Here is a 25,555-nt window from a genome sequence, read left to right as displayed (position 1 = left end):
GGGGTTCAGCGGACGCTTACTAAACTCACCAAGCATTAAAACATGGATATTAAAAAGCCCCGATTATAGGGGCCTTTTTATATCGGCGATTTAACTAAAAAATTATAGATAGTCACCTTCTCGCTCTGGCTGATACAGCACTTTTTCAATCGTGACTTTCATCAACTGACCATCAGGTTGTGGCCATTCAATAGTTTGTCCTTCTGCCAGACCCAAGATCGCAGTTCCAATCGGTGCTACGACATTTACCTGCCCTTTTTCACCTTTAAACTCATGCGGGTAAACTAGGGTAATTTCTACAGGCTCCGTTGATGGTGCAATCGTCAACAATGCACGCGCATGCATGGTCACTACATTGCTTGGCATGTCCTCTGGCTTGATCACTTCAGCACGAGCCAGTTCATCTTCCAGTTGAAGCATGGTCTCACTGAGCTTGTCCTGATTTTCAAGCATGGTTTCGAGACGTTCCACATCCTGTTCAGATAAAATAATTTTTGGTTTAGCCATTCTTACTACCTTGTTTAATGAATGATTGAATAGTTTTTAAAAAGCGAATGAATCTAGGTTCTAAGTGATTAATCGAATTAAATTAAGTTAAATATAAAAAATCTTTTTTTAGCTGCTAAAAAAATTGTGTCTTAACTCAACTTATAAAGCTGTTTTTCAAAGAATGTAACCAGTTTTAGAAAAACTCAATACTCTTTTCGAAATCAGATTTATAGGATCTGTATTTCTCAACTTTGTTTTATAAAAGGATGAGTATTTTATATATAGGATTGATTAAGCTTTGATCTTATCGTCTCTTTTAACTGATCATAAAAGTGAGCAGCAGAAGATGAGTCAGAAACAATATCACCCAATAAAAAAGCCCCCTTGAGGGGGCTTTTCTCAAGTTAGGCTTATTTTGCGTAAACAGGGAATTTAGCGCAAACAGCAGCAACTTTTTCTTTAACCGCAGCGATTACGGCTTCATCGCCTTTAGCATCAAGGATGTCAGCGATCCAACCAGCAAGTTCACGAACTTCTGATTCACCGAAACCACGAGTCGTTACAGCAGGTGTACCGATACGGATACCTGAAGTCACGAATGGAGAACGTGGGTCGTTTGGTACAGAGTTTTTGTTCACAGTGATGTGAGCAGCACCTAACCAAGCATCAGCATCTTTACCAGTGATATCTTGTTTGATCAGAGACAACAAGAACAGGTGGTTTTTAGTGCCGCCAGATACAACGTCGTAACCGCGTTCGATTAGAACTTCAGCCATAGCTTGAGCATTCTTAACCACTTGTTGTTGATATGCTTTGTATTCAGGTGCCATTGCTTCTTTGAAGCAGATTGCTTTAGCAGCAACCGCGTGAACCAGAGGACCACCTTGGTTACCTGGGAATACAGCTGATTGAAGTTTTTTCTCGATTTCTTCGTTTGCTTTCGCCAAGATCAGACCTGAACGAGGACCACGAAGAGTTTTGTGAGTAGTCGTAGTTGTTACGTCAGCAATTTGAACTGGACTTGGGTAAACGCCAGCAGCAACCAGACCAGCGACGTGAGCCATATCTACAAATAAGTAAGCGCCAACTTTGTCCGCGATATCACGGAAACGTTGCCAATCTACGATTTGACTGTATGCAGAGAAACCAGCTACGATCATACGTGGTTTGTGTTCTACAGCTAGACGCTCAACTTCTTCATAATCGATCTCACCAGTTTCTGGATTCAGACCGTATTGAATTGCATTATAAGTTTTACCTGAGAAGCTTACTTTCGCACCGTGAGTCAAGTGACCACCGTGAGCCAGACTCATACCCAATACTGTGTCACCTGGGTTAAGCAGCGCTAGGTAAACTGCAGAGTTTGCTTGAGAACCAGCATGTGGCTGAACGTTAGCATAATCAGCACCAAATAATTCTTTAGCACGGTCAATTGCCAATTGTTCAATGACATCTACATATTCACAACCGCCATAGTAGCGTTTGCCTGGGTAGCCTTCTGCATATTTGTTAGTGAGTTTTGATCCTTGAGCTTCCATTACTGCTGGTGAGCAATAGTTTTCAGAAGCGATCAACTCGATGTGCGCTTCTTGGCGAGCATCTTCGTTAGAGATTGCTTGAGCGATTTCTGGATCAAATTCAGCAATAGAGATATTGGCAAACATTAGCGAGGTCCTATTAAATTAGGGCTTTTAAGCCGTGCTAAGATTGGCGCGTATTGTAACATGAACTTTGCCAATTTCGATCATGAACTTTATTCAGTTTGCAATAAAAATAGCTCATGCTTAAAAAACATGAGCTATAGAGATAAAAATAAGTTATTGAATTGGCATTAGAGATTTTACATCTGAAATAATATTAGCAATATTCAGTGCATAGACGCTACCATGATCCCATGAACCGTCCGTAATATATTGTACCGAGGTTTGTTTCTGATTCGCCAAGCTAACCAAAACATCTGTTGCAGCCTTTGGAACAGTGGGATCCGCCTCTCCCTGATAAATAATCACAGGTGTAGACACTTTAACTTGTAAAGGCTGAGAGTCTTTATCCAGGAAATTCTTCACTACTGGAATACTCATAAAATTAGCTTGAGTACGCGAATATCCTTCTAGATTTCCATTGGTTTGGGCATAAGCTCCCATTGCCATACCGAATTTATTGCCTAATACATCATAACAGTCTGTTTCAGCATTCTTGGCAATCTCATCTGTTGGTGTTTTAAAGACCTGACTATATTGCAGATTTGGATTCGGATTACGCAATCCCGCGGCGATCAGTGCAGTAAAAGTATCTAAAGAGGCTAAAGTTTCAATTTTTTTATTCAGATTTGTTTCCTGTCCAGCTTGAGCCTCACCACCTGCCAAAATCAAACTAAAATTAGAAGCAGGTGCTAAAGCCACCGTACCTTTATAAGTCATTTGAGAAGCACGTACCGCATATTGTGCAGCGCCTAAAGCCGCTTGACCACCTTGAGAATGACCGACAGCCATCCATTGATTAGAGGCATCCGAACCTAAATAGTCTTTTGCTGCGACTACAGCATCGGTAATTGAATAGGCTTCACTCTTAAGATTAAGGAAAGGATGAAGTTCTGTACCACTCGGCTCTCCTAAGCCTTCATAATCAGGTGCAACGACAATGTATCCAGCCTTAAGGAGACCAGTAATCATATTCGTGATGTCATTATTAAGCTGATTTTTACTTGGTGCACACTGATCAGCCACACCGGTCGTACCATGTGCCCATGCAACTATCGGCCAACCTTTCGCAGGACGTGTTCCTTTTGGAGTGAAAAGCAGTGCCGTCGCTTGGGTTTCGTTATTATTGATACCTAACATCTTATAAGTCATAACCACGCTTTCATCGGCAACAGCTGTCAGGTCCGTTTCGGTATAAGCCACAGGCGTTGCTACAACCGGATTGGCAATATTATTTACCGGAATAGCGGGTTTGGACTCAAAATTACCATCATCATCGCTATCATTACAAGCAGTTAAAGCTACGCTTAGGGCGAGTAGAGAACCAGTCAATACATGACGTTTCATCGATCTTATCCTTGTCTTAATTATTGTCTCTTATGATTTTTTATAGTTTTATCAAATGATAAAACTATAGATTAATTTCCCAAGTTATTCTATTAATGGCAAGAGATTATTTTGTTATTTTTCTAATAAATAGCGATTTAATTTATGACCATTCCGACATGATAAATTTAAGTTATGGAAATATTTACAGAAACTTTGAAAACTTTTATTTATAAGTGTAGATTACAAATGTTCTGTATCAGTCAAAAAGTCTGCAATTAAAGTTAAAATCCGGCATTTCAATTGTCAGGATTGAAATAATAATGTTAGATTTTGATATCCACTTTTTTCAGGCATATTTCCGTCATGCAGGCTATCATTCTCGATACTGAAACCCATACCTTGAATGGTCAACCCATTGAAATTGCCTATGCGCCTGTAGAGATCATAGATCATAAAATCAGTCTGGATAAAAGTCGCTTGTTTGATCAACTTTATTCATGCGACGAACCAATTTCCTTTGCTGCAATGGCCGTACATCATATTCTGCAGTCTGATCTGGAAGGACAACCGCACTACAGCAGCTTTGAACTCCCGCAAGAAACTACTTATATCATTGGCCATAATATTGATTATGATATTCGTGCCTTAGAAAAATGTGGCGTCGATTCATCGAATATTAAAGCAGTTTGTACCCTTGCCCTCGCCCGCCGAGTTTGGCCAGAGGCAGAAGCACATAATATCTCTGCATTAATCTATATGATTACCAAAGGCAGTGAACGCGCCCGAGAAATGATCCGTAAAGCTCATCGCGCCGATATGGATATCATTTTGACAGCAAATATTCTGATGCATATTGTGCATCACCTGAAAATCAGCAGTATTGAAGAACTCTATGAGGCATCTGAAGATGCGCGTATTCCACGGACCATCAATTTTGGTAAGCACCGTGGTACTGCGATTGCTGAACTGCCTGCTGACTATGTGCAATGGCTGCTTCGTCAAGAGGATCTCGATCCTTATCTGCGTAAGGCTTTAGAAAATATTGCAATTACAACACTTTAATTTTAAGTAAATTTAACAGCCTCTTCATATTAGTGTAATTTTCTAATATTAGCATCTACTTGAACTCTGTATATAAGGCATTCAGGTATGATGCGCTATTCAAAAACTGCAAAGGGTCTACATGTTCTTCAACATCGCAATGTCGAGCTTAATGCACGTCAAAGACGTCTTTTGGTTTTAATTGGCACTGAGGATTTTGATTTACTCACACCTCAGTTTAAAGCGCGTATTGCACCACATGATTTGCTGCAACAATTATGTGATATAGGACTGATTGAAGTACAAGAGTTAGAGACTTCAAATGCAGCAGTCGGTACAGAGTCAGCACAAACTTCAGCACCTGCTAATAACTCAGTAAAAGCCTCATTTCCACACTTTCCTGAATCAAATATTCAGACTTCAATCACCAGTCCTGCCCCATCTGCCGATCTTGAAGCGCCGATTACTACGACATTAGTTACCACGACCCACGTGCCTGACGTACCTGCTGACATTACCTATATAGCACTCAACCAAGAACAGGTACGCAGCTTGATGCTGGAAAGTTTAAAAAAATACTGTGGCTTATTGGCCAAACAACACATTCAAAATATTGCTCAGGCACCAGATATCAATGCCTTAAAAGTCTGTCAGGTGCAATGGTTGACACTTCTCCAGGAAAGCCGCATGCCTTCACAAGAGTTAAACCAACTGTTCAAGCAAATTAGCCATGCTTTATCCATGCTGCGTGCTCAGGCTTAAAACTCTTCATAGATTCAGTCTTTTTAAGTCTATCTTAAGTTTAAAGATGAATAAATCCAGCCAAGAATTTTTCTTAATTAATTGAAAAATATAATTTTAATTCATTGAAAAGTAGTTGTATTCATTTACTTTCGACTATAGATGCATAGCTATATTAAGGATTTAAAGCCATATAGAATGTATTACTTTTTATTCTTCCCACGCTTATGCAACACTATCTTGAATTCGATACCTTTGATAATCCCATGCAACTGAGCAAGGTGGGAAACTGGGTCATTACTTTTGTCAGTGCTGCCGATGAACTAGAACATATTCAGTTGGCGATCACGTATGTCTTGCCTCGCCAGATCAGTGATGCGCTGCAACCGCGTCGCATACTGATTGAGAAAACTGCCTATGAACATCAATGGCTGATTCAGACGATTGAATGCTTTGACAGCAAGACCAATCAGGAAGTACAAATTGCAGCTGCAGATGCATTGGGACAACAAACACTTCAGCAGATTCTGGAAGAATTTGGTCGTTATGATGTAAATGTCACATTAAAAGTTTTCTGAAATAATGCTTTTCTTAGAGCGCATTTTCGAAGAAATTAATTTAGATCATCTATATAGATAGTTTGATATTATTTTATATAAAAAAATGATAAAACTGAGAAATGATAGGAATTTATCCAATCTCTTTGAATTAAATTTATCAGTTTTTATTCTGCATCAAACAATTTGATAAAGAAGTGAACTAAGATATCGAAATCAAGCTCATCATTGGATGAGCTATATCTTTCTTTAAACGTCATAAAGCAGCTTAATGAATCCCGGATCCTTATTTAGCATCCAGAACACGATAGATGCAGTCGGTCTGCTCACTGGCAAATAACAGTTCAATTGTTGGTCTGATAATTTCATCATCCACTACAATATATTCGACTTGCTGTTCCAAATGCTGGGACGGATCACTATGATGAGCACCGGCACGTAGTAATGCTTTTACATTCAGGGTTTTGCCATACTGGTTTTTGACTTGCACTTCAATTAAACCTTCTGTCATCGTCATACCTCCCTTTATTGGCATTATTAAATTTGCTTGTCTGAATTCTTATAACATAGTTATTTGAAAGGCTTTCAAACGAATATGTAAGATTTTTTAGCGAGCACCTTTTATCGACTATATATAGTCGCTAATGAAGAATGTGCTATACAAATAAAAGAGTCGAAATTATTAATAACTCTCGCTTAAAATTTTGCATTAAAAAGCCCGCATCGCTGCGGGCTCTGTGTTGGATGGCTAGTGCTAGATTTATTGCCTGAACCTAAGTTCGAGCTCAACTAACTGTCATTGATCCGTCCAACTTATTGGTAGCGTCGTTTCATTTTATGACCTACCATGAGTTCAATATAGCAGGATTTTTTTTACCTACAATACACTTTTACACTTCTAAAAGAAGACTTATACAATATTTAAATTGTGCTTTTTCAAAAGCAGATTAGAATATTTTGGCTGGATCAATAGAGCACTACAAACAACTCTATTCTTTTCAATCTCTATATCCTATCTATTTAAATTTTAATAAAAATATTCTTTATTTATGTGAAAAATGAATAATTTTAGCTAGATACAATTTTAAGTCTTAAGTAAAAGAGTTCGCTATTAAGGCCATTGATTAGCCACTAAAAGTAATAGCGAAAACCAAATTGATAAGTAACCCCATTCAAGTCCAGATCATCACTCTTGCCAGAGACACATGCGCCATTCATACAAATCTTGGCATCACGGTTAAACATCCATTGATAACCAAAAGATCCAAATAAATCTGCTTCAGGAGCAATTTTATAACCGACTTCCAAGGCAACAGGAATTGTAAAATAATCCAATTCCAGATCGACTCGACCAAGATCTGCATCCGTTTCACTTTCATCTACCCAGCTCATTCCCAGACCTATAGAAATTGCTGAATAAAACTGATCATTTTCCAGAAATTTATTTTTTACCCCAATTGTAACTTGATTGTAATCAATATCTGAGCTTTGAAATTTGTATTCGGCCCATAAGCTGGTCGTCGGATGGGATTGATATTCACCATTAATAAACAGTCCATCGAATGATTCAGTACCCAAAAAGCTGTCTGACCCTATTTTTGAACCGGCGTAACCAAAAGCTAAAAAGTACTGACTTATTAGGTTTTCTTGAGCATAATAAGGTGTAGTCGTAATAACGGCTTTATCTTTTGGAGCAGGATTACCATATTGAATAGCTAAAGGTGTATTCGCTTCAGCAACTGAAGAAGCCCCAATCATTAACCCAATGAATAATAATTTTTTCATATCTATATCTCATTTTTATTGTGAGCATAAGATACTAATTTTTTGATAGAAAAACTACTCAGCACATCTATTTATAGAAACAACAATTTATGAGATTAAACAAACTATAAATACAACAATGTAATTCACCCACTTTTATAGAATAAGAGGTCCAAGAGCATCTTCTACAAACATTACTACCTATATTTCCAAGAGGTAATTCCCGATGGCTAAACCAGATGAAGAACTGAATGAAGAGTTTCCAGAAGAAGAGTTAGACCCACAAGAGAAACAAGATCGAGAGATTCAACGCGGTCAGTTAGGCGTAGATCAAGACCCTCAGGTGAAAAGAGATCAAATACGTCAAAAACATCAGGATGAAGAGGAAGAGAATCCATAATTTATTTTATAAATCTGGAATTGTTTTTTTAGTCTAATGAGGTAAGTGAACTAATAAAATGATGGTGCGCTCAGCGGGACTCGAACCCACGCCACAGGCTTCGGAGACCTGTACTCTATCCAGTTGAGCTATGAGCGCGCGATGCACATCATAACAAAAATTCGCATAAGGTAAAGCAACTATCTATAACTTCGTTATTTTTATGCCTATCCTTTATACAGTGTGCCAAAACAGCAACAGAGAATTCCATGTGAATGACTTGGTTTATTTTGCAAGATCACTCACAATATCTCAACTTTTCACCATTTGAGATCTCTATGACTGATGCGCTGACATTAAGGGATTTGTCGAAGACCTATGGAAATGGTTTTCAGGCACTTAAAGGAATCAACTTAACTGTACCTGAAGGTGAATTCTATGCCCTGTTAGGACCTAATGGCGCGGGCAAGTCCACTACTATTGGTATTATCAGTTCATTAACAAGAAAAACCTCTGGAACTGTTGAGATTTTTGGTCACAATCTGGATACCCACCCTTCTGAAGCCAAACAATGTTTAGGCGTAGTACCCCAAGAATTTAACTTCGCCCAGTTTGAAAAGACCTTTGATATTCTGGTCACTCAAGCTGGTTATTACGGTATTTCTAAAAAAATTGCTCAAGCGCGTGCTGAAGAATATTTAAATAAACTGGGTCTTTGGGAAAAACGCGCTACTCAAGCTCGCATGCTTTCAGGTGGTATGAAACGTCGCCTGATGATCGCCCGTGCGATGATGCATGAACCAAAATTATTGATTCTGGATGAACCGACCGCCGGTGTGGATATCGAATTGCGTCGTTCCATGTGGGATTTTCTTAATGAAATGAACAATAATGGTACTTCTATTATTTTGACGACTCATTATCTGGAAGAAGCAGAGATGTTGTGTCGTCGGATTGCGATTATCGACCGTGGTGTGATCAAAGAAGATACCACCATGAAGAACTTCCTGAATCAGCTTAATGAAGAATCCTTTATCTTCGATCTGGCTGCGCCTATTGAGCCATTAAATATTGAAATTATTGGTGTGAAATTTAATTTAGTTGATCCAATGACCCTAGAAGTGACACTGGATAAAGCTCATAGCATGAATGACCTGTTCCAGTTACTGGAATCTCAGAATATTCAAGTACGCAGTATGCGTAACAAGTCAAATCGCTTAGAAGAACTGTTTGTGAAAATGGTCGAGAAAAATCTGGATGGAGCTGCACAATGAATATAAATCAGCTCGGCGTCGCCTTATATACCATCGTTCATAAAGAAGTTCGCCGCTTTATGCGGATCTGGCCACAAACCCTGTTGCCACCTGCCATTACCATGAGTCTATATTTCGTGATCTTCGGTAATCTGGTCGGTTCACGTATTGGAGAAATGGGCGGCTATAGTTATATGGAGTTTATTGTCCCTGGTCTGATTATGATGGCTGTGATTACTAATAGTTATGCCAACGTTTCTTCCAGCTTCTTTAGCTCAAAATTTCAGAAAAGCATTGAAGAGCTAATTATGAGCCCTGTACCTTTACATGCCATTTTATGGGGCTATGTATTGGGTGGTGTAATTCGTGGTCTGTTTGTTGCCATTATTGTCAGTGCCATGAGCCTGTTTTTTGCAGACCTTTATATTACTAACTGGTTTGTGACTATATATACAGTACTCATTACCTCGCTATTATTCTCTCTAGGCGGTTTTATTAATGCTGTCTATGCCAAATCTTTTGATGATATTTCGATCATCCCGACTTTTGTACTTACACCACTGACCTATTTAGGCGGTGTATTTTATGCGATTTCAGCCTTAAGTCCGTTCTGGCAAAATCTCTCTTTAGTTAATCCGATCGTGTATATGGTCAATGCGTTCCGTTTCGGCATTTTAGGTCATAGTGATGTCAATGTTTCCATTTCATTGGTCGTGATTACTTTCTGGTGTGCCGTGCTTTACGGTATTGCTTACTATTTATTGTCTCGTGGTTCAGGAATGCGTGAATAATGAGTGTAGAACATTCTCTCCTTGGTAAAGACACCAACTACCCAACAGAGTATCAACCCGATATTTTGTTTCCGATTTCCCGTGCGCCTGCCCGTGAAAAATATGCCCATGTTGAAGCTATTCAGCAAGGTAAAGACTGGTGGCATGTATTTGAAATTTCTTGGTTAAATGCTGCCGGCGTGCCTCAAGTGGCAATTGGTCGAATTACCCTACCAGCATTTTCCCCAAATCTCATTGAATCAAAATCTTTAAAGCTATATTTCAATAGTCTGAACTTTGCCAAGTTTGATTCGCAAGAGGCCTTTATTACAACTGTAGAAAAAGACCTCTCAAAAGCTGCCGGTGCTGAAATCACACTGGATCTTTTCCATGTTGATGAACTGGAAATTTCCAAGCCTGAAGGTATCTGTATTGATGACCTGACTCCGGAACGCCTGGAAAATCATCCGGACGCTTCTTTATTGTCTTTAAATCAGCACAGCGATGAAAATATCGAAGTGCAACTCTATTCACATTTATTAAGAAGTAACTGCCCAGTCACTGGACAACCGGACTGGGGTACAGTATTTATACGCTATCAGGGCAAAAAACCTTGTTATAAGAGTATTTTGGCTTATATTATTTCGTATCGTCAGCACAATGGTTTTCACGAACAATGTGTGGAACAGATGTTTGCCGATATCTGGCAAAATCTGAAACCGGAAAAGCTGATGGTATATGCGACCTATACACGCCGTGGTGGATTGGATATCAACCCTTGTCGTGTATCGGATTCCACATGGATGCCTCGCCCTATTCGTTTAGCGCGACAATAAAAAACATTGAGGTTTAAGAATGCCTTTTTTTGGTTTTATTCCTTCTGCAGAACTATTAAATACAATTCAGACTGCACAGAAAAATAAAAACTCGAGTGAACCGCTTTATCCACTGCGTGATAAAACTGCATTAATGATTAATGATGAAATTATTGATGCAATTCTCACGGAACTGGTACGCCGTTTTCCGGCAAGCGAAAAACGCGATACGGCAGAAAAATTGGCGGGCTATATCAAGTCTACTGTGGCAGTGTTACTCAAACAGTTACTGGGTAAAGCACCAAATGAAGTCGTCAAGGAGTCGATCGCTTTCTCTGAACGCAGCCTGTTTAAAGATCCGGAAGGAAATTTCCGTATTGGTGAACCTCTAGATGCCAATCTGGTCACCAATCTAAAACACCATTATGCAGAATTAAAAGCTGGCCAAAGTGTCGATAAACAAAGTCTCAGCAATTTGTACAAACAGTTTGGTGAAGCGACTGTACGTCATTTTATGGTCGACTTTAATAAAACCTTAGATTTAGGCATGATTAAACGCAAGGCTGCTGATATTGGTGCTTCAGCAGTAATCAAGGCGATTAATATTGCAGCAGATAAAATTATCCTGAATTTAAATAAGGATGAATTGCAGGCAATGGCAGAATATCACGACACTTTATTCTTTACTGAATAAAGCCGCATATCTAATCAAAAAATGCAGATTAAGCCTGACTTCGGTCAGGCTTTTTTGTGGCTTAAGAAATAGCTTGTTACAGTTATTGTGAACTAAAATACAAAATGCTGAAAAAACAACCAACCTTTTCCTGTTTTTAAGGGAGTTTATATGACTCCTATTCATCAGAATGTTATCTTTAATATTGCCTCTAATGCCAGAAAATTGAGAAAAGTGAATTGATCTTTTTCATGGCACGATTCAAATGACATAGCCACAAACCTACCAAAAAATTGGAAATCATACCAAGATGTTGAAATCGAATTTTTATAAAAAATTGAAGCAGCTTTCGATCCTTGTCAGTGCATTCGGACTCAGTAGTTTAAGCCTGGCCAACGATTTTCAATATCATCCCTCTTATGCCAGTTTCAAGCAGAATACCATGCAGACCTATGGTCTAAGTGCTCAGCAAGTAGACAGTGCAATGACGGGAGCAAAAAATCTTCCAAATATTATCAATATCATGAATCGTCCAGGTGAAAGTAAGCCATGGTATGCCTATAAGACCAATTTTCTGTCAGAAGGCACGATTCAACGTGGTGTACGTTTCAAGCAGCAATATGCTGCAACACTAAATCGCGCTGAGCAGCAGTTTGGTGTACCACAATCGATCATTCTGGGTATTTTGGGGGTAGAGACCGGTTTTGGCAGCAACAAGGGTTCATTTGTGACCCGCGATGCACTGGCAACTCTTGGCTTTGGTTATGAACGTCGTGCGCAATACTTCCAGGATGAACTGGCGGCATTGATCGCATGGTCATATAAGGATGGTGTGTCAGCATCCTCAATCGTCGGTTCTTATGCGGGTGCTGTGGGCTATCCACAGTTTATGCCAAGTAATATTCCAAAGTATGGGGTCGACTATGATGGTAATGGCCATATCGATCTACGTAATTCTGCGGTAGATGCGATTGGTTCAATTGCCAACTATCTGGCTCAAAATGGCTGGCAACGTGATCAGCCGATTGCCTTCCCTGCCCGTTATAGTGGTTCGAATCCTGATTCTGTCATCGCCAAAGATCTCACACAGCCAACGCCTTATGGAGTAATCAAAACCCAAGGGATCAGTCCGATGAATCCGATTGTTCGTATTGATGATCTTGATATGGTCAATGTTATTCAATTACAAGAAAATTACGGACCGATTTACTATATTACTTTTCCGAATTTTCAAGTGATTACCACGTACAATCGTAGTCGTATGTATGCCACTGCATTGTGGCTTTTAGGTACAGAAATTACGAGCCGATAACAGTAAAAATTACTACATACTATTAAAGTCAAGATTTTTATTAAACAAAATGCCTAAATTTTAGGCATTTTTTACGCATTGTTACAATATTGATTATTTTTTAATCAATCATTGTTTATTTTGCGTACTTTTTTTAACTATTTTAATTAAACACTAGACAGCCAGTTGCCAGCATGAATATTATCCAATTCGTTAAATGTAGTTGCATAAGTTAAATATCAGGCATGTTTATAGGGTTATCAGCTACTTAGGCCCAATCTAATGAAACATGCTGTTAGGAGTTGATTCAATGCATTCTTCTTTTCTGAAGTATTTTATGGCCATCGCCGCGACCGTTACCCTAACGCAATCGCAAGCAGATATGGTTCAGTCATCATCATTCAATAATGATCATGACAATTCGCGTCTTGCAGCGCGTGTATTAAACAAAGAAGCTCAAAGCTTCAATTCAAATTTCACAAATTTGAACAGCCTTTCAATCACTGAGCGTTCTGGCGATAAAGTTCGTCGTCAAACCATTGCAGCAAAAATTGCAATTCCTGCAGAAGAGCCTTCAGTGATTGAGAAACTGAACAATGTTGCTTCAAACACAGTTCGTAAATTCAGTCAGACAGGTACAGCATCTTGGTATGGTCGTCAGTTCCATGGCCGTAAAACTGCCAGTGGTGAAACATTCGATATGAATGCAATGACTGCTGCACACCGTAGCCTGCCATTAAACTGCTTTATCCGCGTGACCAACAAAAACAATGGTAAGAGTGTTGTTGTGAAGGTGAATGACCGTGGTCCATTCCATGGCAACCGTGTTCTAGATTTATCTTACGGTGCTGCTAAACAGCTTGGTATTACCAATGCTGGTACTGCACATGTCAATATTGAGCGTGTAGATGGGCCAAACTCATAAGATTTGACCGCTCTACATTTAACTCAAAAGCCACAGTCATGTGGCTTTTTTATTTGGTGATGTAGAGCAAGCATTCGACTTGCTTTTATCCTTAATACTGTCGATGTTATTCCATTCAGATATAGCTCTTCTCTACTTTACTCACCCACTATCGATTTCATTTTGACCATACCCTCAAACTGTTTTATATTTTAAAAACTGACAGTACGTTCATGGATGGGAGCGATAGAATGAAAACAATATCCGAATGGTTAGATGAATATAGTGAAAGTCATCAAAACAAAACCAACAAACTGATCCATTGGGTCTGCGTGCCTGCCATCTATTTTTCCATTATTGGCATCATGGCACACTTTAGCGCTTTACTGACTGCCCTGCTCCTGGTTCTGGCTTTTGTGTTTTATGCACGTCTAGATATTGTACTGGCTGTAGCAATGGCAGCGCTAACCCTGATGATGGCTTGGTTTATCTGGGTTTTACCTGTAGGTATCGGCTTCTTTATTGCCTTGTTTGTTTTTGCCTGGATTGGGCAATTTTATGGACACAAAGTCGAAGGTAAAAAGCCTTCTTTCTTCAAGGACCTTCAATTCCTTCTCATTGGCCCGTTATGGTGCATGGATGCCTATTTAGGCAAAGTCCTACCTAAATGGAAATCTCGTCAATCTGAGGCAATACAGTGCGCTTAAAGCGTATGTAATATCATTACATTTATAAAACCAAGGAAAATTCCTTTATTGATAGGTTTTTCCTTGGTGTTTTAACCAACCACTGATGTGCTTATTGGATGGATCATGATGGGTCCAATGAATCACCCCACCTTTGTCGCTATATTCATACTCACCAAAAAACTCAACCTGATCCCCTTTTTGAATATTCTGGATGCGTGGCGCCAGATCAATATTGTGCGCAACTAATACAGTTTGACCAGAGGATAATTCCAGAATAAATTTCTGATGACGGAAACCTTCATTATCATCTTTTAATAACACTACCACCTTACCACTCGCCTGAACCTGAAGATCACTTTGTCTGTGCTGGTAAGCTTGCTCTATACGCTGGGTATCATCAGAAAGCTTATGCGTACTTTTTTGAACATGAGTCTGCTCTTGAAGCGCAATTTCTGCTGAAGGTATAAAAGTATTGGTCTGTTGTTTAGATTCTGATAAATCCAGACCTAAATAAGCAGCCACCAAAAGTGCAATGACAGCCCCGATCCCCATATTGGTTTTATTTGCCATAATTCCTCCTTGATTATTCTTTATTTAGTCATAAAAAAAGCCCCATTCGGGGCTTTTTTCTAATCCGTTACCGAATTATTTTGCAGCAGCCTGAGCAGCAGCAACTTCTTCAGCGAAAGAAAGCTCGGCTTTCTTCTCGATACCTTCACCCACTTCGAAACGAACGAAGTTAGCAACAGTAGTACCAGTCGCTTTAAGAACTTCAGCAACTTTCTTGTCGTTGTCGATTACGTATTGTTGACGCTCAAGAACAACTTCGTTCAGGTATTTCTCAACAGAACCTACAACCATTTTCTCAACGATGTTTGCTGGTTTGCCAGATTCAAGTGCTTTTGCTTCAGCGATTTCTTTTTCTTTCGCAATAAGGTCAGCAGGAACTTGTTCAGCGTTTACAGCAACCGGGTTGAATGCAGCAATGTGCATTGCCAAGCCTTTACCAGTTTCAGCATCACCTGAGTAAGATACAACAACACCGATACGAAGACCGTGTTTGTAAACAGCCAGGTTTTCACCTTCAACAATTTTCGCACGACGTACTTGGATGTTTTCACCGATTTTTTGAACTAGCGCAATACGAGCTTCTTCTACAGTAGCGCCATCTTCAAGTTTAAGCTCAGCGATTTTAGCAGCGTCAGTTTCGTTTGCAGCAAGTGCAGCAGCAGCAACTTTCGCAGAGAAACCAGCAAAGTTTTCGTCTTTAGCAACGAAGTCAGTTTGGCAGTTTACTTCTAGAAGGATTGCTTTGTTGCCTTCTTGAGCAATTGTGATCGCGCCGTCAGCAGCAATGTTACCAGCTTTTTTAGCTGCTTTTGCTTGACCAGATTTACGAAGGTTGTCGATCGCTAATTCGATGTCACCACCAGCTTCTGTCAAAGCTTTTTTACATTCCATCATTGCTAGACCAGTACGATCACGCAGTTCTTTAACCATGCTTGCTGTAACTGCAGTCATGTTTATCTCCTAAATTCGGTAGAAAATGAATTCTTTTTAGAACAGAAACGGCCCAGAGGATTCTCATGGGCCGCCTGCATACATAACGCTTACTTTGCCACCATCACGTGTCGCAAAAATGACAAGCTAGCGTCTAACGCATTAAGCCTCAGAAGCAGGAGCTTCTTCTGCTTTAGCTTGTGCATTTGCTTGTGATTGAGCATATTCTTTACCAGCAAGAATCGCATCAGCCATAGCAGAAGCATAAAGTGTTACTGCACGGATCGCATCGTCGTTACCCGGAATAACGTAGTCTACGTTGTCTGGGTTAGAGTTAGTATCAACGATACCGATTACAGGAATACCAAGGTTTTTAGCTTCTTTAATTGCAATCGCTTCGTGATCAACGTCGATTACAAATAATGCGTCAGGTAAACCACCCATGTTTTTAACGCCGCCTAAAGCACGTTCAAGTTTTTCCATCTCACGGCTACGTTCTAAAGCTTCACGTTTAGTAAGTTTAGCGAAAGTACCGTCTTGAGATTGAGTTTGAAGGTCTTTTAAACGGTTGATAGATTGGCGAAGAGTTTTCCAGTTCGTCAACATACCACCTAACCAACGGTGATCTACGTATGGTTGACCAGCGCGTTGAGCTTGTTCACGGATGATTGCAGAAGCAGCACGTTTAGTACCAACGAACAAAACTTTGTTCTTTTTGCTAGCCAATTGGTTAGCGAAGTTCAAAGCATCATTTAACGCAGGAACAGTGTGCTCAAGGTTGATGATGTGAATTTTGTTACGCGCGCCAAAGATATATTGACGCATTTTTGGGTTCCAGAAACGAGTTTGGTGACCAAAGTGCGCGCCAGCTTGTAGAAGGTCGCGCATGCTTACGTTGTAATCTGCCATTTTCTTTACCTTAAAGTTTGGGTTAGGCCTCCATATATCCGCATTCTCCACCCTTGCGGGCACCCAGAGTAATGTGACGATATATGTGCGGATTTTTAATACACCATTCAATCAGCCTCGCAAATATATTCACGAAAAAGCATTTGATAAAATGGGCGGCTATTTATACCATAGTCACATACAAATTTCCAAAAGTTTTTAGAGATCATGAACACTACTTATCAAGCTCCCCGTCGTTTAATCAAATCCGCAGAAGATATCGAAAAGATGCGTATCGCTGGACGACTGGCTGCAGAAGTGTTGGATATGATCAAACCGCATATCAAACCCGGCGTAACAACACTGGAATTGGATACGATTTGTCATGACTATATTGTAAATGTGCAGAATGCCATTCCTGCATGTTTAGGTTATGGTGCAGCGCCTGGCCGCCCTGCTTTCCAGCATACAATCTGTACATCTGTAAACCATGTGGTCTGTCACGGGATCCCATCTGAAAACAAGATCCTGAAAAAAGGCGATATTTTAAATATTGATGTCACGGTCATCAAAGATGGTTTCCATGGAGATACCAATATGATGTACATCGTGGGTGGTGAAACTTCAATTTTAGCAAACCGTCTATGTAAAGTCGCTCAAGAAGCAATGTATCGTGGTATGGCTGTAGTGAAACCAGGTGCTACCATTGGTGACATCGGCCATGCGATTCAAAAATATGTTGAATCTGAACGTTTTAGCGTTGTTCGTGAATACTGTGGCCATGGCATCGGTACGACTTTCCATGATGAACCACAGGTTCTGCACTATGGTCAGCCAGATACTGGTATGGTGCTTGAAGAAGGTATGACTTTTACGATTGAACCAATGGTAAATGCCGGTGTTTGGCAAACCAAACTACTGGGTGATAAATGGACTGTGGTCACTAAAGACCATAAATTATCGGCTCAATATGAGCATACTCTTTTAGTAACAAAAAATGGCATTGAAGTGCTGACTGCTCGTCCTGAAGAAGATTTGTCACGTTTTAGTGCATAACAACAACACTTCCTCATATAAATGGTCACTTTAAAGTGGCCATTTTTAGTTTATATTTCTCCTATTATTCTCATCCTCAAAGTATATTCTTAGTTCCTGTTTATCTAAACTACCTATCGATGTTCAAGATAAAGTTGTACTGATTCAGCATTTTTTTCGTATATTTTTCCAAATTCTTTTGCCCAATGTGCACCATTTTAGGCTAAGATAATGTGCTTTTTATTTTTTAATCCCTATAAGAAGGAATACTGCCGTGGACGTACGTCTCTCTGATCGTGTGAATGCCATCAAACCGTCCCCTACGCTTGCTGTGACAAACAAGGCTGCTGAATTGAAAGCTGCTGGTCACAACGTTATTGGTTTGGGCGCAGGTGAGCCAGATTTTGATACCCCTCAACACATCAAAGATGCAGCAATTGCAGCAATTAACAACGGTTTCACCAAATACACCGCTGTTGATGGTACGCCAGGTCTTAAAAAAGCAATTATTGCTAAATTAAAACGTGACAATAACCTTGACTATCAAGCGAACCAAATCCTGGTTTCCTGTGGTGGTAAACAGTCTTTCTTTAACTTGGCACTTGCTTTGTTAAACAAAGGTGATGAAGTGATCATCCCTGCTCCATTCTGGGTAAGCTATCCAGACATGGTGATCATTGCTGAAGGTACACCAGTAATCGTGAAATGTGGTGAAGAACAACGTTTCAAAATTACTCCTGAGCAATTAGAAGCTGCGATCACTGACAAAACCCGTTTAGTGGTATTAAACAGCCCTTCTAACCCGACTGGCATGATCTACACTAAAGCTGAATTAGAAGCTTTAGCTGCAGTACTTCGTAAATACCCAGAAGTATTCATCGCATCTGATGACATGTACGAACCAATCCGCTGGGAAGATGAATTCTACAACATCGCAACTGTTGCGCCTGACCTTTACGACCGCACTATCGTATTAAACGGTGTGTCTAAAGCCTATGCAATGACAGGCTGGCGTATCGGCTATGCAGCAGGTCCTGCTAAACTGATCGGTGCGATGAAAAAAATCCAGTCTCAATCAACTTCTAACCCAACTTCTATTTCACAAGTTGCTGCAGAAGCTGCATTGAATGGTCCTCAAGACGTTCTTGTACCAATGGTTGAAGCGTTCAAACGTCGTCATGACCTAGTTGTAAATGGCTTGAATGACATTAAAGGTATTTCTTGCCTTCCTGCTGACGGTGCATTCTATGCATATGCAAACATCAAACCATTGATTCGTGCGAAAGGTCTGAACTCTTGCACAGAATTTTCTGCTTGGTTACTGGAAGAAACTGGCGTTGCAGTCGTTCCTGGTGATGCATTCGGTCTAGGTGGTTTCATGCGTATCTCTTACGCAACTGCTGACGAAGTATTAGTTGATGCACTTGCACGTATCAAAAAAGCTGCTGATTCTATCGAAGGCGTTGATGAGGCGATTGCTTCGATCGAAGCTGAAAAAGCTGCGAAATAATCTAATTGATTAGATAAAAAAACCCGCGATCATCGCGGGTTTTTTTATGCAGTTTGTAAATGCTTACGGTATTTAAGTGCCAAACAAAGCAAACACATCAATGCCGCAAAGGTATAGGAAATAGCCAGCATCCACCAGAAACCACTTATTCCCGAGACATTCAGATTGAGATTGAAGAGCGATACTGGATGATAAGCCAAATACCAGCCTCCGCTCAATCCACCTAATAGCAGTACTCCACTAAAAATAAACATGGGCAAGACCACCACTTTCCAGCAGCGCAGCATATTAACGCTAATCACCAGAATCGCATCAAAAATATGCATCCAGCACAATAAGAACATCAATGCCAGACTCACCGTAAGCACATCCGTATGATCACTAAACAGCGCCACAATCGGTTTCTGAAAAATTGCGATCAAGACCGCCAGAACAACTGCGCTTGCAACCACCACACGTAACGCTTTAAAAGTTAAAGCCCAGGCAGATTGCACTTGATTTGCACCAATCCTAGTAGAGACCAGAATGCTAAAGTCAGAGCTCATCGAAAATGGGACCATAAACAGCAGGCCAGCCAAACCCCTCGCTACTTGATGCGCATTCACCATTATCTCCCCCAAAGGCAAGATCAATAATGCAATCGCACTAATTGTAAAGACATCAATAAATACAACAATTGCTGAGGGTAAGCCGATTCTTAAAATTTTTAGCAAAGTCTTAAAATGGAAAAATTGTCCGGACCAGTGCACACGCAACTGCTTTTCCAGAAATATCAGGTAATAGACCACTAATAGTGCCCATTGAACAGTCAGATGAGCAATAAAAGCTCCCTCAACCCCATAGGCGGGCACATAACCCTGAATCCCAAAAATCAGGCAATAAGCCAAACTCACTTTGAATATCAGATAAAAAATATTGGCATAGAACACACGCTTCGCCTGACCACAGGCTTGCGTCAAAATATATAGAATACGCACTAACAAATGTGCTGGAAGCGTCCAAGCCAGTAACCATAAACAAGGTTGAATCAAAGCCTGTAATGCACTATCTGCTTTTAATAAATGCAGCAATGGATCCGCATGAGTCAATAACCATCCTGCAAAGACAGACAGGACACCGACAATAAGGATGCTCTGTTTCAGAATTTTTTGAATATCATCAAAAGCACGTCGCCCATATGCTTCAGCAAGTTCCTGCATCATACCCTGCAAGATCCCCGTCCCCGAAACAAATAATAAAGAATAAATAGATAAACACACAGCCATAGCAGCCACATGTTGCGGTGAGTAATGAGACAGGAAAATCATGTCAAATATTCCGGCCAACATTATGATGCTATTACTCAAAAAAATAGGCACCCAAAGATGCAAAAACTGTTTCATTGCAAAATCACTCTATTCTTAATTTTTTTTCTCGGGTTTTATTTTTAAACTGAATTATTTAAAACTGAGATATACAGTGGAAATCACATACAATCCTTGTGCCATAAATCTTTATATTTATTGATTTTTATAAAAAAGTTCAGTCTCTATCTTCAGTTCGCTTATAGAAAATAATAATTTTTTAAGCTCAGAAATTATGAGTTTTTCATTCTAATGTTTAACAATTTAATAAAAAGAAAGAATGATCACAACATGAAAAGTAGAACGCTATTTGAAATACGAACCTACTAATCACTATTTTCATCAGATAAAATCACCAGACTTGCTCTTCCTTTATCTGATTATATTTATTTCAGGAATCAGGTTGCTGAAACATGGCAATGACCTCAGCTTCTGTCATTTTTTTGGTTTGATTGTTAAATGAATGAAATGCTGGCTGATGATCTATATAAATTTCTAAATTGAAATCCAGATCCTCTGGCAGTTGCTCCAAAGTAAATACATTAATATTGGCAAAGGAATGATCTTTGGTCCGCCAGAAAATAAAAGTACCACAGGCATTGCAAAAACCACGCTCTGCCCATTCAGAAGTACTTGCAACAGATAAATGCTGCTGATCAATAAAGTGAATATTTTCTATATCAATCGACATGAGAGGCCCACTTGTGTGGCGGCGGCACATGGAACAATGACAGGCGGCCACTTCATAATTTCTAAGCTGAACTTCAAATCGAGTCGCACCGCATAAACATCTCGCTTTCATGATTATTCTTCCTCGGTATTATTATTTTTAATCATTTTACCGGATTCATTATAAGTAAAAGGCTTTGTACATTTCCTCATACAATTTTTTATTGCTGATCGAAGCACCATCTGCCTAAACTTGTCATTCAAATCCAGTATTTAAAATAATAAGGACAAGCTATGGATCTCAAGAATCTTTCAGGTTTGCAGATTATGCAAGAGATGCTTAAGGGCAACCTACCTATGCCTTCTATGGCAACCACTATTCCCATGTCTGCAAGCGAAGTCGAACCGGGACACGTGACCTTTGTTGTAAAAGCAGATGAACGCCATCTGAATCCTATGGGAGGTATACATGGCGGTTTTGCTGCAACTGTTTTAGATACGGTAACAGGCTGCGCGATTCATACTTTACTTGAAGCCGGTGTCGGTTATGGCACAATTGATCTGAATGTAAAAATGTGCCGTCCAATTCCTCACAACCAAGAACTAAAAGCAATCGGAAAATCAATTAATCTCAGTAAAAATCTAGGCATTTCTGAGGGTCAAATTCTGGATGACGAAGGCCGTATTTATGCCCATGCCACAGCAACCTGCATGATTTTTCGCAATTCCGACCATTAACGTGTTTAAGGCTTAAAGTACGCCCCATTTCCCTTGCGGTGCTTTTACCAGTTTCGGCTGGGTCAATGCCCGATATTCGAAATAATGCTTAGAAACATTTGCTACACTCAGTACCTGAGTTTCTTTAGCAGAAGCTTGCCACACTTTAGACTGGTTCGATCCGGTCAGAAGATTACCAGCAAGCGCATAAATATAAAGATCTTTTTTCTGAGCTTCAGGCATGTTCAGAAAAATCTCAAAACTAAATTGGCGTTCTTTTTCGACCAGCCACTTTTCTGCAAACCATAGTTGCAACAAGTCACCCAGATATAACTGTTTAGTCGCTAAGGGCCATAAACGGATTTCTGCACCAGCCACAGGGGTAAAGTATTGAGCAGAATCTTGAATAATTTCGAGATAATGATCTTGATAAAAAGACAGTTGAGAGAAAATTTGAGGGATAGTGAGCGTATTCATTCGCTTTCTCCGGTTTAGCCATTTTTGTGCTGGCAAGTAGGTTTAAATCCACACTGTTTGACCATTTGGTCAAACGACTTTATGTTTTCAATCTAGCAAGTGAAATTTGTTCTGACAAGCATTTTTTAAGAAATTAATGCAATCGTTTAAATTAAAATCAGATAAGCGCAATTTGTAATAAATATGACAGTTTTTGCTTGACCCTTGATAAAATCTCTCTATAATCGCATTCAGATTCTCCCATAGCTCAGTCGGTAGAGCGACGGACTGTTAATCCGCAGGTCCCTGGTTCGAGCCCAGGTGGGAGAGCCAAATTCAAGAAAGCCCGCAGCATTAAAGCGGGCTTTTTTATTGCCTGAAATTTCATTTATAAAATGATTCGATTCTTCTTTTCTCTTATATATTCTTACTCTGCCCTTTTATTTACCTAGTTAGATTGGCTTATATTTTCATTTAATCAAATGTGTTTATACATACTTATTTTTAGTTAATAACAACGTTTACTATCTTGCATGATGCTAATTTCTCCACTCTTACTGTAAGAAACATCAGATTAAATTTTATATCGCTTAGGCTATTTTAAATTCTTTTAATAAATAAGTTAGTTACAGATTCTTTATAGTTATAAAAAAATCCCCCAATTTGGAGGATCTTCTTTGATGTCTTAATAAAGTAGCTTCTTAAGCTGCTTTTGTTGGCACACCACTATGGAAACGGAACATTTCATCTGGACTGAGAATCAGATTCTTTTCTACTTCCCGGATATGCTTAATTCGACTTTGAATATCTTCTTGCGGATTTTTCAATTTTGCAGTTTTAGCCACATCCAAAGCTAAGGCCAAGTAGTCCTCAAAATGGCGAGATTCAGATTTGAGCAAGTAACGGTAATAGCGTCCTAACTCGTCATCCACCAGCGGAGCAAGCGCATAGAAACGCTCACAAGAGCGTGCTTCTACAAAAGCACCAATCACCAGCACATCAATTAATGCTTCTGGTTCATAGGTCCGGATTTCCTTACGCAAACCACCCGCATAACGCCCTGCACTGAGACCAATCCATTGCTGGCCACGCTTATTCATGAATTCCAGCACCTGTTCATAGTGCAGCATTTCTTCACGTACCAGTTGCGCCAGTTTCACCTGTAAATCTACAAAGAAGCTATAGCGGAACATCAGGTTCATTGCTGTACTGGCTGCTTTCTTCTCACAGTTAGCATGATCCTGCATCAGGATCTCCAGATTCTGTAATGCCTCATCGAGCCAGGCTTTTGGTGTTTCACAACCCAGGAAGCCAATGACAGGCTTCATCAGTTCATCATAATCAATATTTGACATATGTTTCTTGCAATCTTAACGCGCAGCTTTAATTGCAGCCTTCATTTGTTGAACCGCTTGCGCTAAACCAACAAAAACTGCATCTGCAATAATCGAGTGACCAATATTTAATTCATGAATTTGAGGAATTGCAGCAATTGGAGTGACATTATCCATATTCAGACCATGACCTGCATTCACCACCAGACCTTTAGAAGCAGCATATTCAGCGCCTTTCACAATGCGTTCAAGTTCCGCTTGTTGCGCTTCTGGAGTTTCTGCATCGGCATAGGCGCCTGTGTGAATCTCAATCGTCGGCGCACCACACGCGACCGCAGCATCAATCTGGGCAAAGTCAGCATCAATAAATAGTGACACATCACAGCCAATCGCAGTCAGTTCTTGAGTGGCTTTTTTCACATCTTCAAAATGACCAACCACATCCAGACCGCCTTCAGTAGTGACTTCCTGACGTTTTTCAGGCACAAAACAGACATGATGCGGCTGAATTTCTTTAGCAAAAGCCACCATTTCATCAGTCACAGCCATTTCCAGATTCATATGCGTGGTCAATACCGGACGCATACGACGTACATCATCATCCTGGATATGACGACGGTCTTCACGTAAATGCAAGGTAATGCCCTCTGCACCCGCCTGTTCGCAGATCAATGCAGCATTGACTGGGTCTGGGTACGTCGTACCACGTGCTTGTCTTAAAGTTGCGACATGGTCAATATTGACACCAAGTAATGCAGCCATAATATTTTCCTAACTACGATTGAGATTGAGAATTTTGGATCCACAACTGTCGACTTTTCAGTGGTCGGTCACCAAGCAAAGCAGTGATCACCTGTCGATATAGCTTCGTCAGTAATTGTAACTGTTCTGGATTAAAATCCCTACCCTTTTCATAGTGCTGCATTGTTAAAATCTGCTGGCCCGACATGGTTGAGTGCAAGGCCTTGGCCGAAGGCATAAAACCTTCATTCAACTGAAAATAGTAATGTTGCAAGGGATTGATTGGTGCCTGATTGGCATCAACCGAAAAATCCAGTTCATAGCCCAGTTCTTCTAATAAGATATGTTCAAACTGACGCAGAACCTGTTTTAAATAAGTATTGGGATTTTCCTGATCGGAGAGTTTTTGCAAGGCATTCAACGTTTCGCCATATTTGGCAAAGGTCAGCGGCATTTGCACTTCAAGCGGACATAAACGCAACAGGATTTCATTTAGATAAAAGCCAGAAAAGAAGGCATCGCCAAAAAAAAAGATCGGCTGATTAACAATTTCTAATTTGGTGAAGTTTTTGAGTTCAGATTTGCCAGAGGCTAGCAAGCTGATGGGTTGATATTGTGGTGGAGGATTTTGTCTCAGTATCCCGTCAATACGGCCATATTCCTGGGTAAATAAATGCACAATATGACTGCGATCGCGATATTTACGATGATGAATCAAGTATCCATGCAGCACTTCATTACGCATAGGCTACTTCTTTAGTCTTTATTCTTTTTTGATTTTTTCTCGTCTTCTTCGTCATCCCCATCGGGAATGGCGGCACCCACAACAGCCGCGGTCCCTTTGACCGCGTACTTTGTGGTTTTATAGGCAACTTTGGCAGGAACGGTCACTACTTTATGAATACAGCCCTGCAAAAATAAAACACATGCAATGACTACCAGAAATTTCATCATGATCCGTTCCTAT

At 40.0% G+C, this 25,555-nt stretch carries 29 protein-coding genes and 2 tRNA genes; 15 read left to right on the top strand and 16 right to left on the bottom strand.

What is annotated here, in order from left to right:
- Positions 1–102 precede the first annotated feature (102 nt).
- From rnk to B3Q46_RS12765, 3 genes are all read right to left on the bottom strand, one after another.
- A complete protein-coding gene (gene rnk, locus B3Q46_RS12775; RefSeq protein ID WP_262736487.1) occupies positions 103–507 on the bottom strand; it encodes a nucleoside diphosphate kinase regulator in 405 nt (134 codons plus the stop codon).
- Positions 508–899: 392 nt separating this feature from the next.
- A complete protein-coding gene (gene glyA, locus B3Q46_RS12770) occupies positions 900–2,153 on the bottom strand; it encodes a serine hydroxymethyltransferase (RefSeq protein WP_004784306.1) in 1,254 nt (417 codons plus the stop codon).
- Between the two features lie 153 nt (positions 2,154–2,306).
- The gene (locus tag B3Q46_RS12765; protein ID WP_004784307.1) at positions 2,307–3,536 is read right to left on the bottom strand and encodes an alpha/beta hydrolase; all 1,230 of its coding nucleotides are present in this window, start codon (positions 3,534–3,536) and stop codon (positions 2,307–2,309) included.
- Between the two features lie 345 nt (positions 3,537–3,881).
- Between B3Q46_RS12765 and B3Q46_RS12760 the strand changes: the two genes are divergently transcribed.
- From B3Q46_RS12760 to B3Q46_RS12750, 3 genes are all read left to right on the top strand, one after another.
- On the top strand, positions 3,882–4,580 hold the full coding sequence (locus B3Q46_RS12760; RefSeq protein ID WP_004784309.1) for a DUF3820 family protein: 699 nt from the start codon (positions 3,882–3,884) through the stop codon (positions 4,578–4,580).
- An 87-nt stretch (positions 4,581–4,667) separates the two neighbouring features.
- Entirely contained in the window at positions 4,668–5,321 is a 654-nt protein-coding gene (locus B3Q46_RS12755; RefSeq protein WP_004784311.1) for a hypothetical protein, read from the top strand.
- Positions 5,322–5,527: 206 nt separating this feature from the next.
- On the top strand, positions 5,528–5,878 hold the full coding sequence (locus B3Q46_RS12750; RefSeq protein WP_004784314.1) for a hypothetical protein: 351 nt from the start codon (positions 5,528–5,530) through the stop codon (positions 5,876–5,878).
- A 265-nt stretch (positions 5,879–6,143) separates the two neighbouring features.
- Here the strand turns inward: B3Q46_RS12750 and B3Q46_RS12745 are convergent, their stop codons facing one another.
- Positions 6,144–6,368, bottom strand: a complete 225-nt coding sequence (locus B3Q46_RS12745) for a hypothetical protein (protein ID WP_004784316.1) — start codon at positions 6,366–6,368, stop codon at positions 6,144–6,146.
- Between the two features lie 620 nt (positions 6,369–6,988).
- Entirely contained in the window at positions 6,989–7,642 is a 654-nt protein-coding gene (locus B3Q46_RS12740) for a hypothetical protein (RefSeq protein ID WP_004784317.1), read from the bottom strand.
- A gap of 205 nt (positions 7,643–7,847) precedes the next feature.
- Here B3Q46_RS12740 and B3Q46_RS12735 point away from each other — a divergent pair, with 205 nt between their 5' ends.
- Complete coding sequence (locus B3Q46_RS12735; RefSeq protein ID WP_004784318.1) at positions 7,848–8,021, top strand: hypothetical protein; 174 nt, start codon at positions 7,848–7,850, stop codon at positions 8,019–8,021.
- 62 nt (positions 8,022–8,083) lie between these two features.
- Here the strand turns inward: B3Q46_RS12735 and B3Q46_RS12730 are convergent.
- Positions 8,084–8,159: transfer RNA gene (locus B3Q46_RS12730), tRNA-Arg, on the bottom strand.
- Positions 8,160–8,338: 179 nt separating this feature from the next.
- Between B3Q46_RS12730 and B3Q46_RS12725 the strand changes: the two genes are divergently transcribed.
- The 7 genes from B3Q46_RS12725 (at position 8,339) to B3Q46_RS12695 (ending at position 14,413) form a co-directional block, all read left to right on the top strand.
- Complete coding sequence (locus tag B3Q46_RS12725; RefSeq protein WP_004784471.1) at positions 8,339–9,274, top strand: ABC transporter ATP-binding protein; 936 nt, start codon at positions 8,339–8,341, stop codon at positions 9,272–9,274.
- The gene (locus B3Q46_RS12720; protein ID WP_004784472.1) at positions 9,271–10,044 is read left to right on the top strand and encodes an ABC transporter permease; all 774 of its coding nucleotides are present in this window, start codon (positions 9,271–9,273) and stop codon (positions 10,042–10,044) included. The genes B3Q46_RS12725 and B3Q46_RS12720 overlap by 4 nt, the downstream gene beginning before the upstream one ends.
- On the top strand, positions 10,044–10,859 hold the full coding sequence (gene queF, locus B3Q46_RS12715) for an NADPH-dependent 7-cyano-7-deazaguanine reductase QueF (RefSeq protein WP_004784475.1): 816 nt from the start codon (positions 10,044–10,046) through the stop codon (positions 10,857–10,859). Before B3Q46_RS12720 ends, queF begins: the two co-directional genes overlap by 1 nt.
- A 19-nt stretch (positions 10,860–10,878) precedes the next feature.
- On the top strand, positions 10,879–11,532 hold the full coding sequence (locus tag B3Q46_RS12710) for a hypothetical protein (RefSeq protein WP_004784477.1): 654 nt from the start codon (positions 10,879–10,881) through the stop codon (positions 11,530–11,532).
- Between the two features lie 289 nt (positions 11,533–11,821).
- Positions 11,822–12,823, top strand: a complete 1,002-nt coding sequence (gene mltB / locus B3Q46_RS12705) for a lytic murein transglycosylase B (protein WP_125279353.1) — start codon at positions 11,822–11,824, stop codon at positions 12,821–12,823.
- 289 nt (positions 12,824–13,112) lie between these two features.
- On the top strand, positions 13,113–13,727 hold the full coding sequence (locus B3Q46_RS12700) for a septal ring lytic transglycosylase RlpA family protein (protein WP_004784482.1): 615 nt from the start codon (positions 13,113–13,115) through the stop codon (positions 13,725–13,727).
- Positions 13,728–13,957: 230 nt separating this feature from the next.
- Positions 13,958–14,413 (top strand): DUF962 domain-containing protein, encoded by a 456-nt coding sequence (locus B3Q46_RS12695; protein WP_004784483.1) that lies wholly within the window; start codon positions 13,958–13,960, stop codon positions 14,411–14,413.
- A 45-nt stretch (positions 14,414–14,458) separates the two neighbouring features.
- On the opposite strand, the gene B3Q46_RS12690 is transcribed toward B3Q46_RS12695, so the two are convergent.
- From B3Q46_RS12690 to rpsB, 3 genes are all read right to left on the bottom strand, one after another.
- Positions 14,459–14,965: a DUF3465 domain-containing protein gene (locus tag B3Q46_RS12690; protein ID WP_004784486.1), complete on the bottom strand. Its 507-nt coding sequence runs from the start codon at positions 14,963–14,965 to the stop codon at positions 14,459–14,461.
- Between the two features lie 75 nt (positions 14,966–15,040).
- Complete coding sequence (tsf, locus tag B3Q46_RS12685; protein WP_004784491.1) at positions 15,041–15,916, bottom strand: translation elongation factor Ts; 876 nt, start codon at positions 15,914–15,916, stop codon at positions 15,041–15,043.
- 141 nt (positions 15,917–16,057) lie between these two features.
- Positions 16,058–16,804 (bottom strand): 30S ribosomal protein S2, encoded by a 747-nt coding sequence (gene rpsB, locus B3Q46_RS12680; RefSeq protein ID WP_004784492.1) that lies wholly within the window; start codon positions 16,802–16,804, stop codon positions 16,058–16,060.
- Positions 16,805–17,011: 207 nt separating this feature from the next.
- Between rpsB and map the strand changes: the two genes are divergently transcribed.
- On the top strand, positions 17,012–17,839 hold the full coding sequence (map, locus tag B3Q46_RS12675; RefSeq protein ID WP_004784494.1) for a type I methionyl aminopeptidase: 828 nt from the start codon (positions 17,012–17,014) through the stop codon (positions 17,837–17,839).
- Positions 17,840–18,092: 253 nt separating this feature from the next.
- The gene (locus B3Q46_RS12670; RefSeq protein ID WP_005236666.1) at positions 18,093–19,328 is read left to right on the top strand and encodes a pyridoxal phosphate-dependent aminotransferase; all 1,236 of its coding nucleotides are present in this window, start codon (positions 18,093–18,095) and stop codon (positions 19,326–19,328) included.
- Between the two features lie 44 nt (positions 19,329–19,372).
- Here B3Q46_RS12670 and B3Q46_RS12665 read toward each other — a convergent pair whose 3' ends face one another.
- Together B3Q46_RS12665 and B3Q46_RS12660 are read right to left on the bottom strand one after the other, a co-directional pair.
- A complete protein-coding gene (locus B3Q46_RS12665) occupies positions 19,373–20,635 on the bottom strand; it encodes an MATE family efflux transporter (protein ID WP_267460443.1) in 1,263 nt (420 codons plus the stop codon).
- Positions 20,636–21,062: 427 nt separating this feature from the next.
- Entirely contained in the window at positions 21,063–21,473 is a 411-nt protein-coding gene (locus B3Q46_RS12660) for a GFA family protein (RefSeq protein WP_004784500.1), read from the bottom strand.
- 161 nt (positions 21,474–21,634) lie between these two features.
- On the opposite strand from B3Q46_RS12660, the gene B3Q46_RS12655 reads away from it, so the two are divergent.
- Positions 21,635–22,078 (top strand): PaaI family thioesterase, encoded by a 444-nt coding sequence (locus B3Q46_RS12655; RefSeq protein ID WP_004784501.1) that lies wholly within the window; start codon positions 21,635–21,637, stop codon positions 22,076–22,078.
- 12 nt (positions 22,079–22,090) lie between these two features.
- Here the strand turns inward: B3Q46_RS12655 and B3Q46_RS12650 are convergent, their stop codons facing one another.
- Positions 22,091–22,534 carry a hypothetical protein gene (locus tag B3Q46_RS12650; RefSeq protein WP_004784504.1) on the bottom strand — a complete coding sequence of 148 codons (444 nt, stop codon included), beginning with the start codon at positions 22,532–22,534 and terminating at the stop codon, positions 22,091–22,093.
- A gap of 236 nt (positions 22,535–22,770) precedes the next feature.
- On the opposite strand from B3Q46_RS12650, the gene B3Q46_RS12645 reads away from it, so the two are divergent.
- A tRNA-Asn gene (locus B3Q46_RS12645) sits at positions 22,771–22,846 on the top strand.
- A 368-nt stretch (positions 22,847–23,214) separates the two neighbouring features.
- On the opposite strand, the gene B3Q46_RS12640 is transcribed toward B3Q46_RS12645, so the two are convergent.
- From B3Q46_RS12640 to B3Q46_RS12625, 4 genes are read right to left on the bottom strand one after another with little or no spacing between them, the layout of a single operon-like run.
- On the bottom strand, positions 23,215–23,868 hold the full coding sequence (locus B3Q46_RS12640; protein WP_004784505.1) for a tRNA-(ms[2]io[6]A)-hydroxylase: 654 nt from the start codon (positions 23,866–23,868) through the stop codon (positions 23,215–23,217).
- 15 nt (positions 23,869–23,883) lie between these two features.
- Entirely contained in the window at positions 23,884–24,609 is a 726-nt protein-coding gene (gene pdxJ / locus B3Q46_RS12635; RefSeq protein ID WP_004784507.1) for a pyridoxine 5'-phosphate synthase, read from the bottom strand.
- Between the two features lie 13 nt (positions 24,610–24,622).
- A complete protein-coding gene (recO, locus tag B3Q46_RS12630) occupies positions 24,623–25,333 on the bottom strand; it encodes a DNA repair protein RecO (protein WP_286716076.1) in 711 nt (236 codons plus the stop codon).
- Positions 25,334–25,344: 11 nt separating this feature from the next.
- Complete coding sequence (locus B3Q46_RS12625) at positions 25,345–25,542, bottom strand: NF038104 family lipoprotein (protein WP_004784512.1); 198 nt, start codon at positions 25,540–25,542, stop codon at positions 25,345–25,347.
- Between the last annotated feature and the right edge of the window lie 13 nt (positions 25,543–25,555).

This window comes from Acinetobacter sp. UBA2581 (assembly GCF_002339435.1).
GTDB classification, from domain to species: domain Bacteria; phylum Pseudomonadota; class Gammaproteobacteria; order Pseudomonadales; family Moraxellaceae; genus Acinetobacter; species Acinetobacter variabilis.
The sequence above is the reverse complement of the archived record's forward strand: the minus strand, read 5'-3'. Positions and strand labels throughout refer to the sequence as shown.

Bases quoted from the DNA above. Each gene is read 5' to 3' on its own strand.
- B3Q46_RS12700 (WP_004784482.1), top strand. From the start codon at position 13,113: ATGCATTCTTCTTTTCTGAAGTATTTTATGGCCATCGCCGCGACCGTT.
- B3Q46_RS12720 (WP_004784472.1), top strand. From the start codon at position 9,271: ATGAATATAAATCAGCTCGGCGTCGCCTTATATACCATCGTTCATAAA.
- glyA (WP_004784306.1), bottom strand. From the start codon at position 2,153: ATGTTTGCCAATATCTCTATTGCTGAATTTGATCCAGAAATCGCTCAA.
- B3Q46_RS12665 (WP_267460443.1), bottom strand. From the start codon at position 20,635: ATGATTTTCCTGTCTCATTACTCACCGCAACATGTGGCTGCTATGGCT.
- mltB (WP_125279353.1), top strand. From the start codon at position 11,822: ATGTTGAAATCGAATTTTTATAAAAAATTGAAGCAGCTTTCGATCCTT.
- map (WP_004784494.1), top strand. From the start codon at position 17,012: ATGAACACTACTTATCAAGCTCCCCGTCGTTTAATCAAATCCGCAGAA.
- B3Q46_RS12755 (WP_004784311.1), top strand. From the start codon at position 4,668: ATGATGCGCTATTCAAAAACTGCAAAGGGTCTACATGTTCTTCAACAT.
- queF (WP_004784475.1), top strand. From the start codon at position 10,044: ATGAGTGTAGAACATTCTCTCCTTGGTAAAGACACCAACTACCCAACA.
- B3Q46_RS12750 (WP_004784314.1), top strand. From the start codon at position 5,528: ATGCAACACTATCTTGAATTCGATACCTTTGATAATCCCATGCAACTG.
- rnk (WP_262736487.1), bottom strand. From the start codon at position 507: ATGGCTAAACCAAAAATTATTTTATCTGAACAGGATGTGGAACGTCTC.
- B3Q46_RS12695 (WP_004784483.1), top strand. From the start codon at position 13,958: ATGAAAACAATATCCGAATGGTTAGATGAATATAGTGAAAGTCATCAA.
- B3Q46_RS12735 (WP_004784318.1), top strand. From the start codon at position 7,848: ATGGCTAAACCAGATGAAGAACTGAATGAAGAGTTTCCAGAAGAAGAG.
- B3Q46_RS12690 (WP_004784486.1), bottom strand. From the start codon at position 14,965: ATGGCAAATAAAACCAATATGGGGATCGGGGCTGTCATTGCACTTTTG.
- B3Q46_RS12660 (WP_004784500.1), bottom strand. From the start codon at position 21,473: ATGAAAGCGAGATGTTTATGCGGTGCGACTCGATTTGAAGTTCAGCTT.
- B3Q46_RS12710 (WP_004784477.1), top strand. From the start codon at position 10,879: ATGCCTTTTTTTGGTTTTATTCCTTCTGCAGAACTATTAAATACAATT.
- rpsB (WP_004784492.1), bottom strand. From the start codon at position 16,804: ATGGCAGATTACAACGTAAGCATGCGCGACCTTCTACAAGCTGGCGCG.
- B3Q46_RS12760 (WP_004784309.1), top strand. From the start codon at position 3,882: ATGCAGGCTATCATTCTCGATACTGAAACCCATACCTTGAATGGTCAA.
- B3Q46_RS12640 (WP_004784505.1), bottom strand. From the start codon at position 23,868: ATGTCAAATATTGATTATGATGAACTGATGAAGCCTGTCATTGGCTTC.
- B3Q46_RS12625 (WP_004784512.1), bottom strand. From the start codon at position 25,542: ATGATGAAATTTCTGGTAGTCATTGCATGTGTTTTATTTTTGCAGGGC.
- B3Q46_RS12725 (WP_004784471.1), top strand. From the start codon at position 8,339: ATGACTGATGCGCTGACATTAAGGGATTTGTCGAAGACCTATGGAAAT.
- B3Q46_RS12740 (WP_004784317.1), bottom strand. From the start codon at position 7,642: ATGAAAAAATTATTATTCATTGGGTTAATGATTGGGGCTTCTTCAGTT.
- recO (WP_286716076.1), bottom strand. From the start codon at position 25,333: ATGCGTAATGAAGTGCTGCATGGATACTTGATTCATCATCGTAAATAT.
- B3Q46_RS12745 (WP_004784316.1), bottom strand. From the start codon at position 6,368: ATGACAGAAGGTTTAATTGAAGTGCAAGTCAAAAACCAGTATGGCAAA.
- B3Q46_RS12650 (WP_004784504.1), bottom strand. From the start codon at position 22,534: ATGAATACGCTCACTATCCCTCAAATTTTCTCTCAACTGTCTTTTTAT.
- B3Q46_RS12655 (WP_004784501.1), top strand. From the start codon at position 21,635: ATGGATCTCAAGAATCTTTCAGGTTTGCAGATTATGCAAGAGATGCTT.
- pdxJ (WP_004784507.1), bottom strand. From the start codon at position 24,609: ATGGCTGCATTACTTGGTGTCAATATTGACCATGTCGCAACTTTAAGA.
- B3Q46_RS12765 (WP_004784307.1), bottom strand. From the start codon at position 3,536: ATGAAACGTCATGTATTGACTGGTTCTCTACTCGCCCTAAGCGTAGCT.
- tsf (WP_004784491.1), bottom strand. From the start codon at position 15,916: ATGACTGCAGTTACAGCAAGCATGGTTAAAGAACTGCGTGATCGTACT.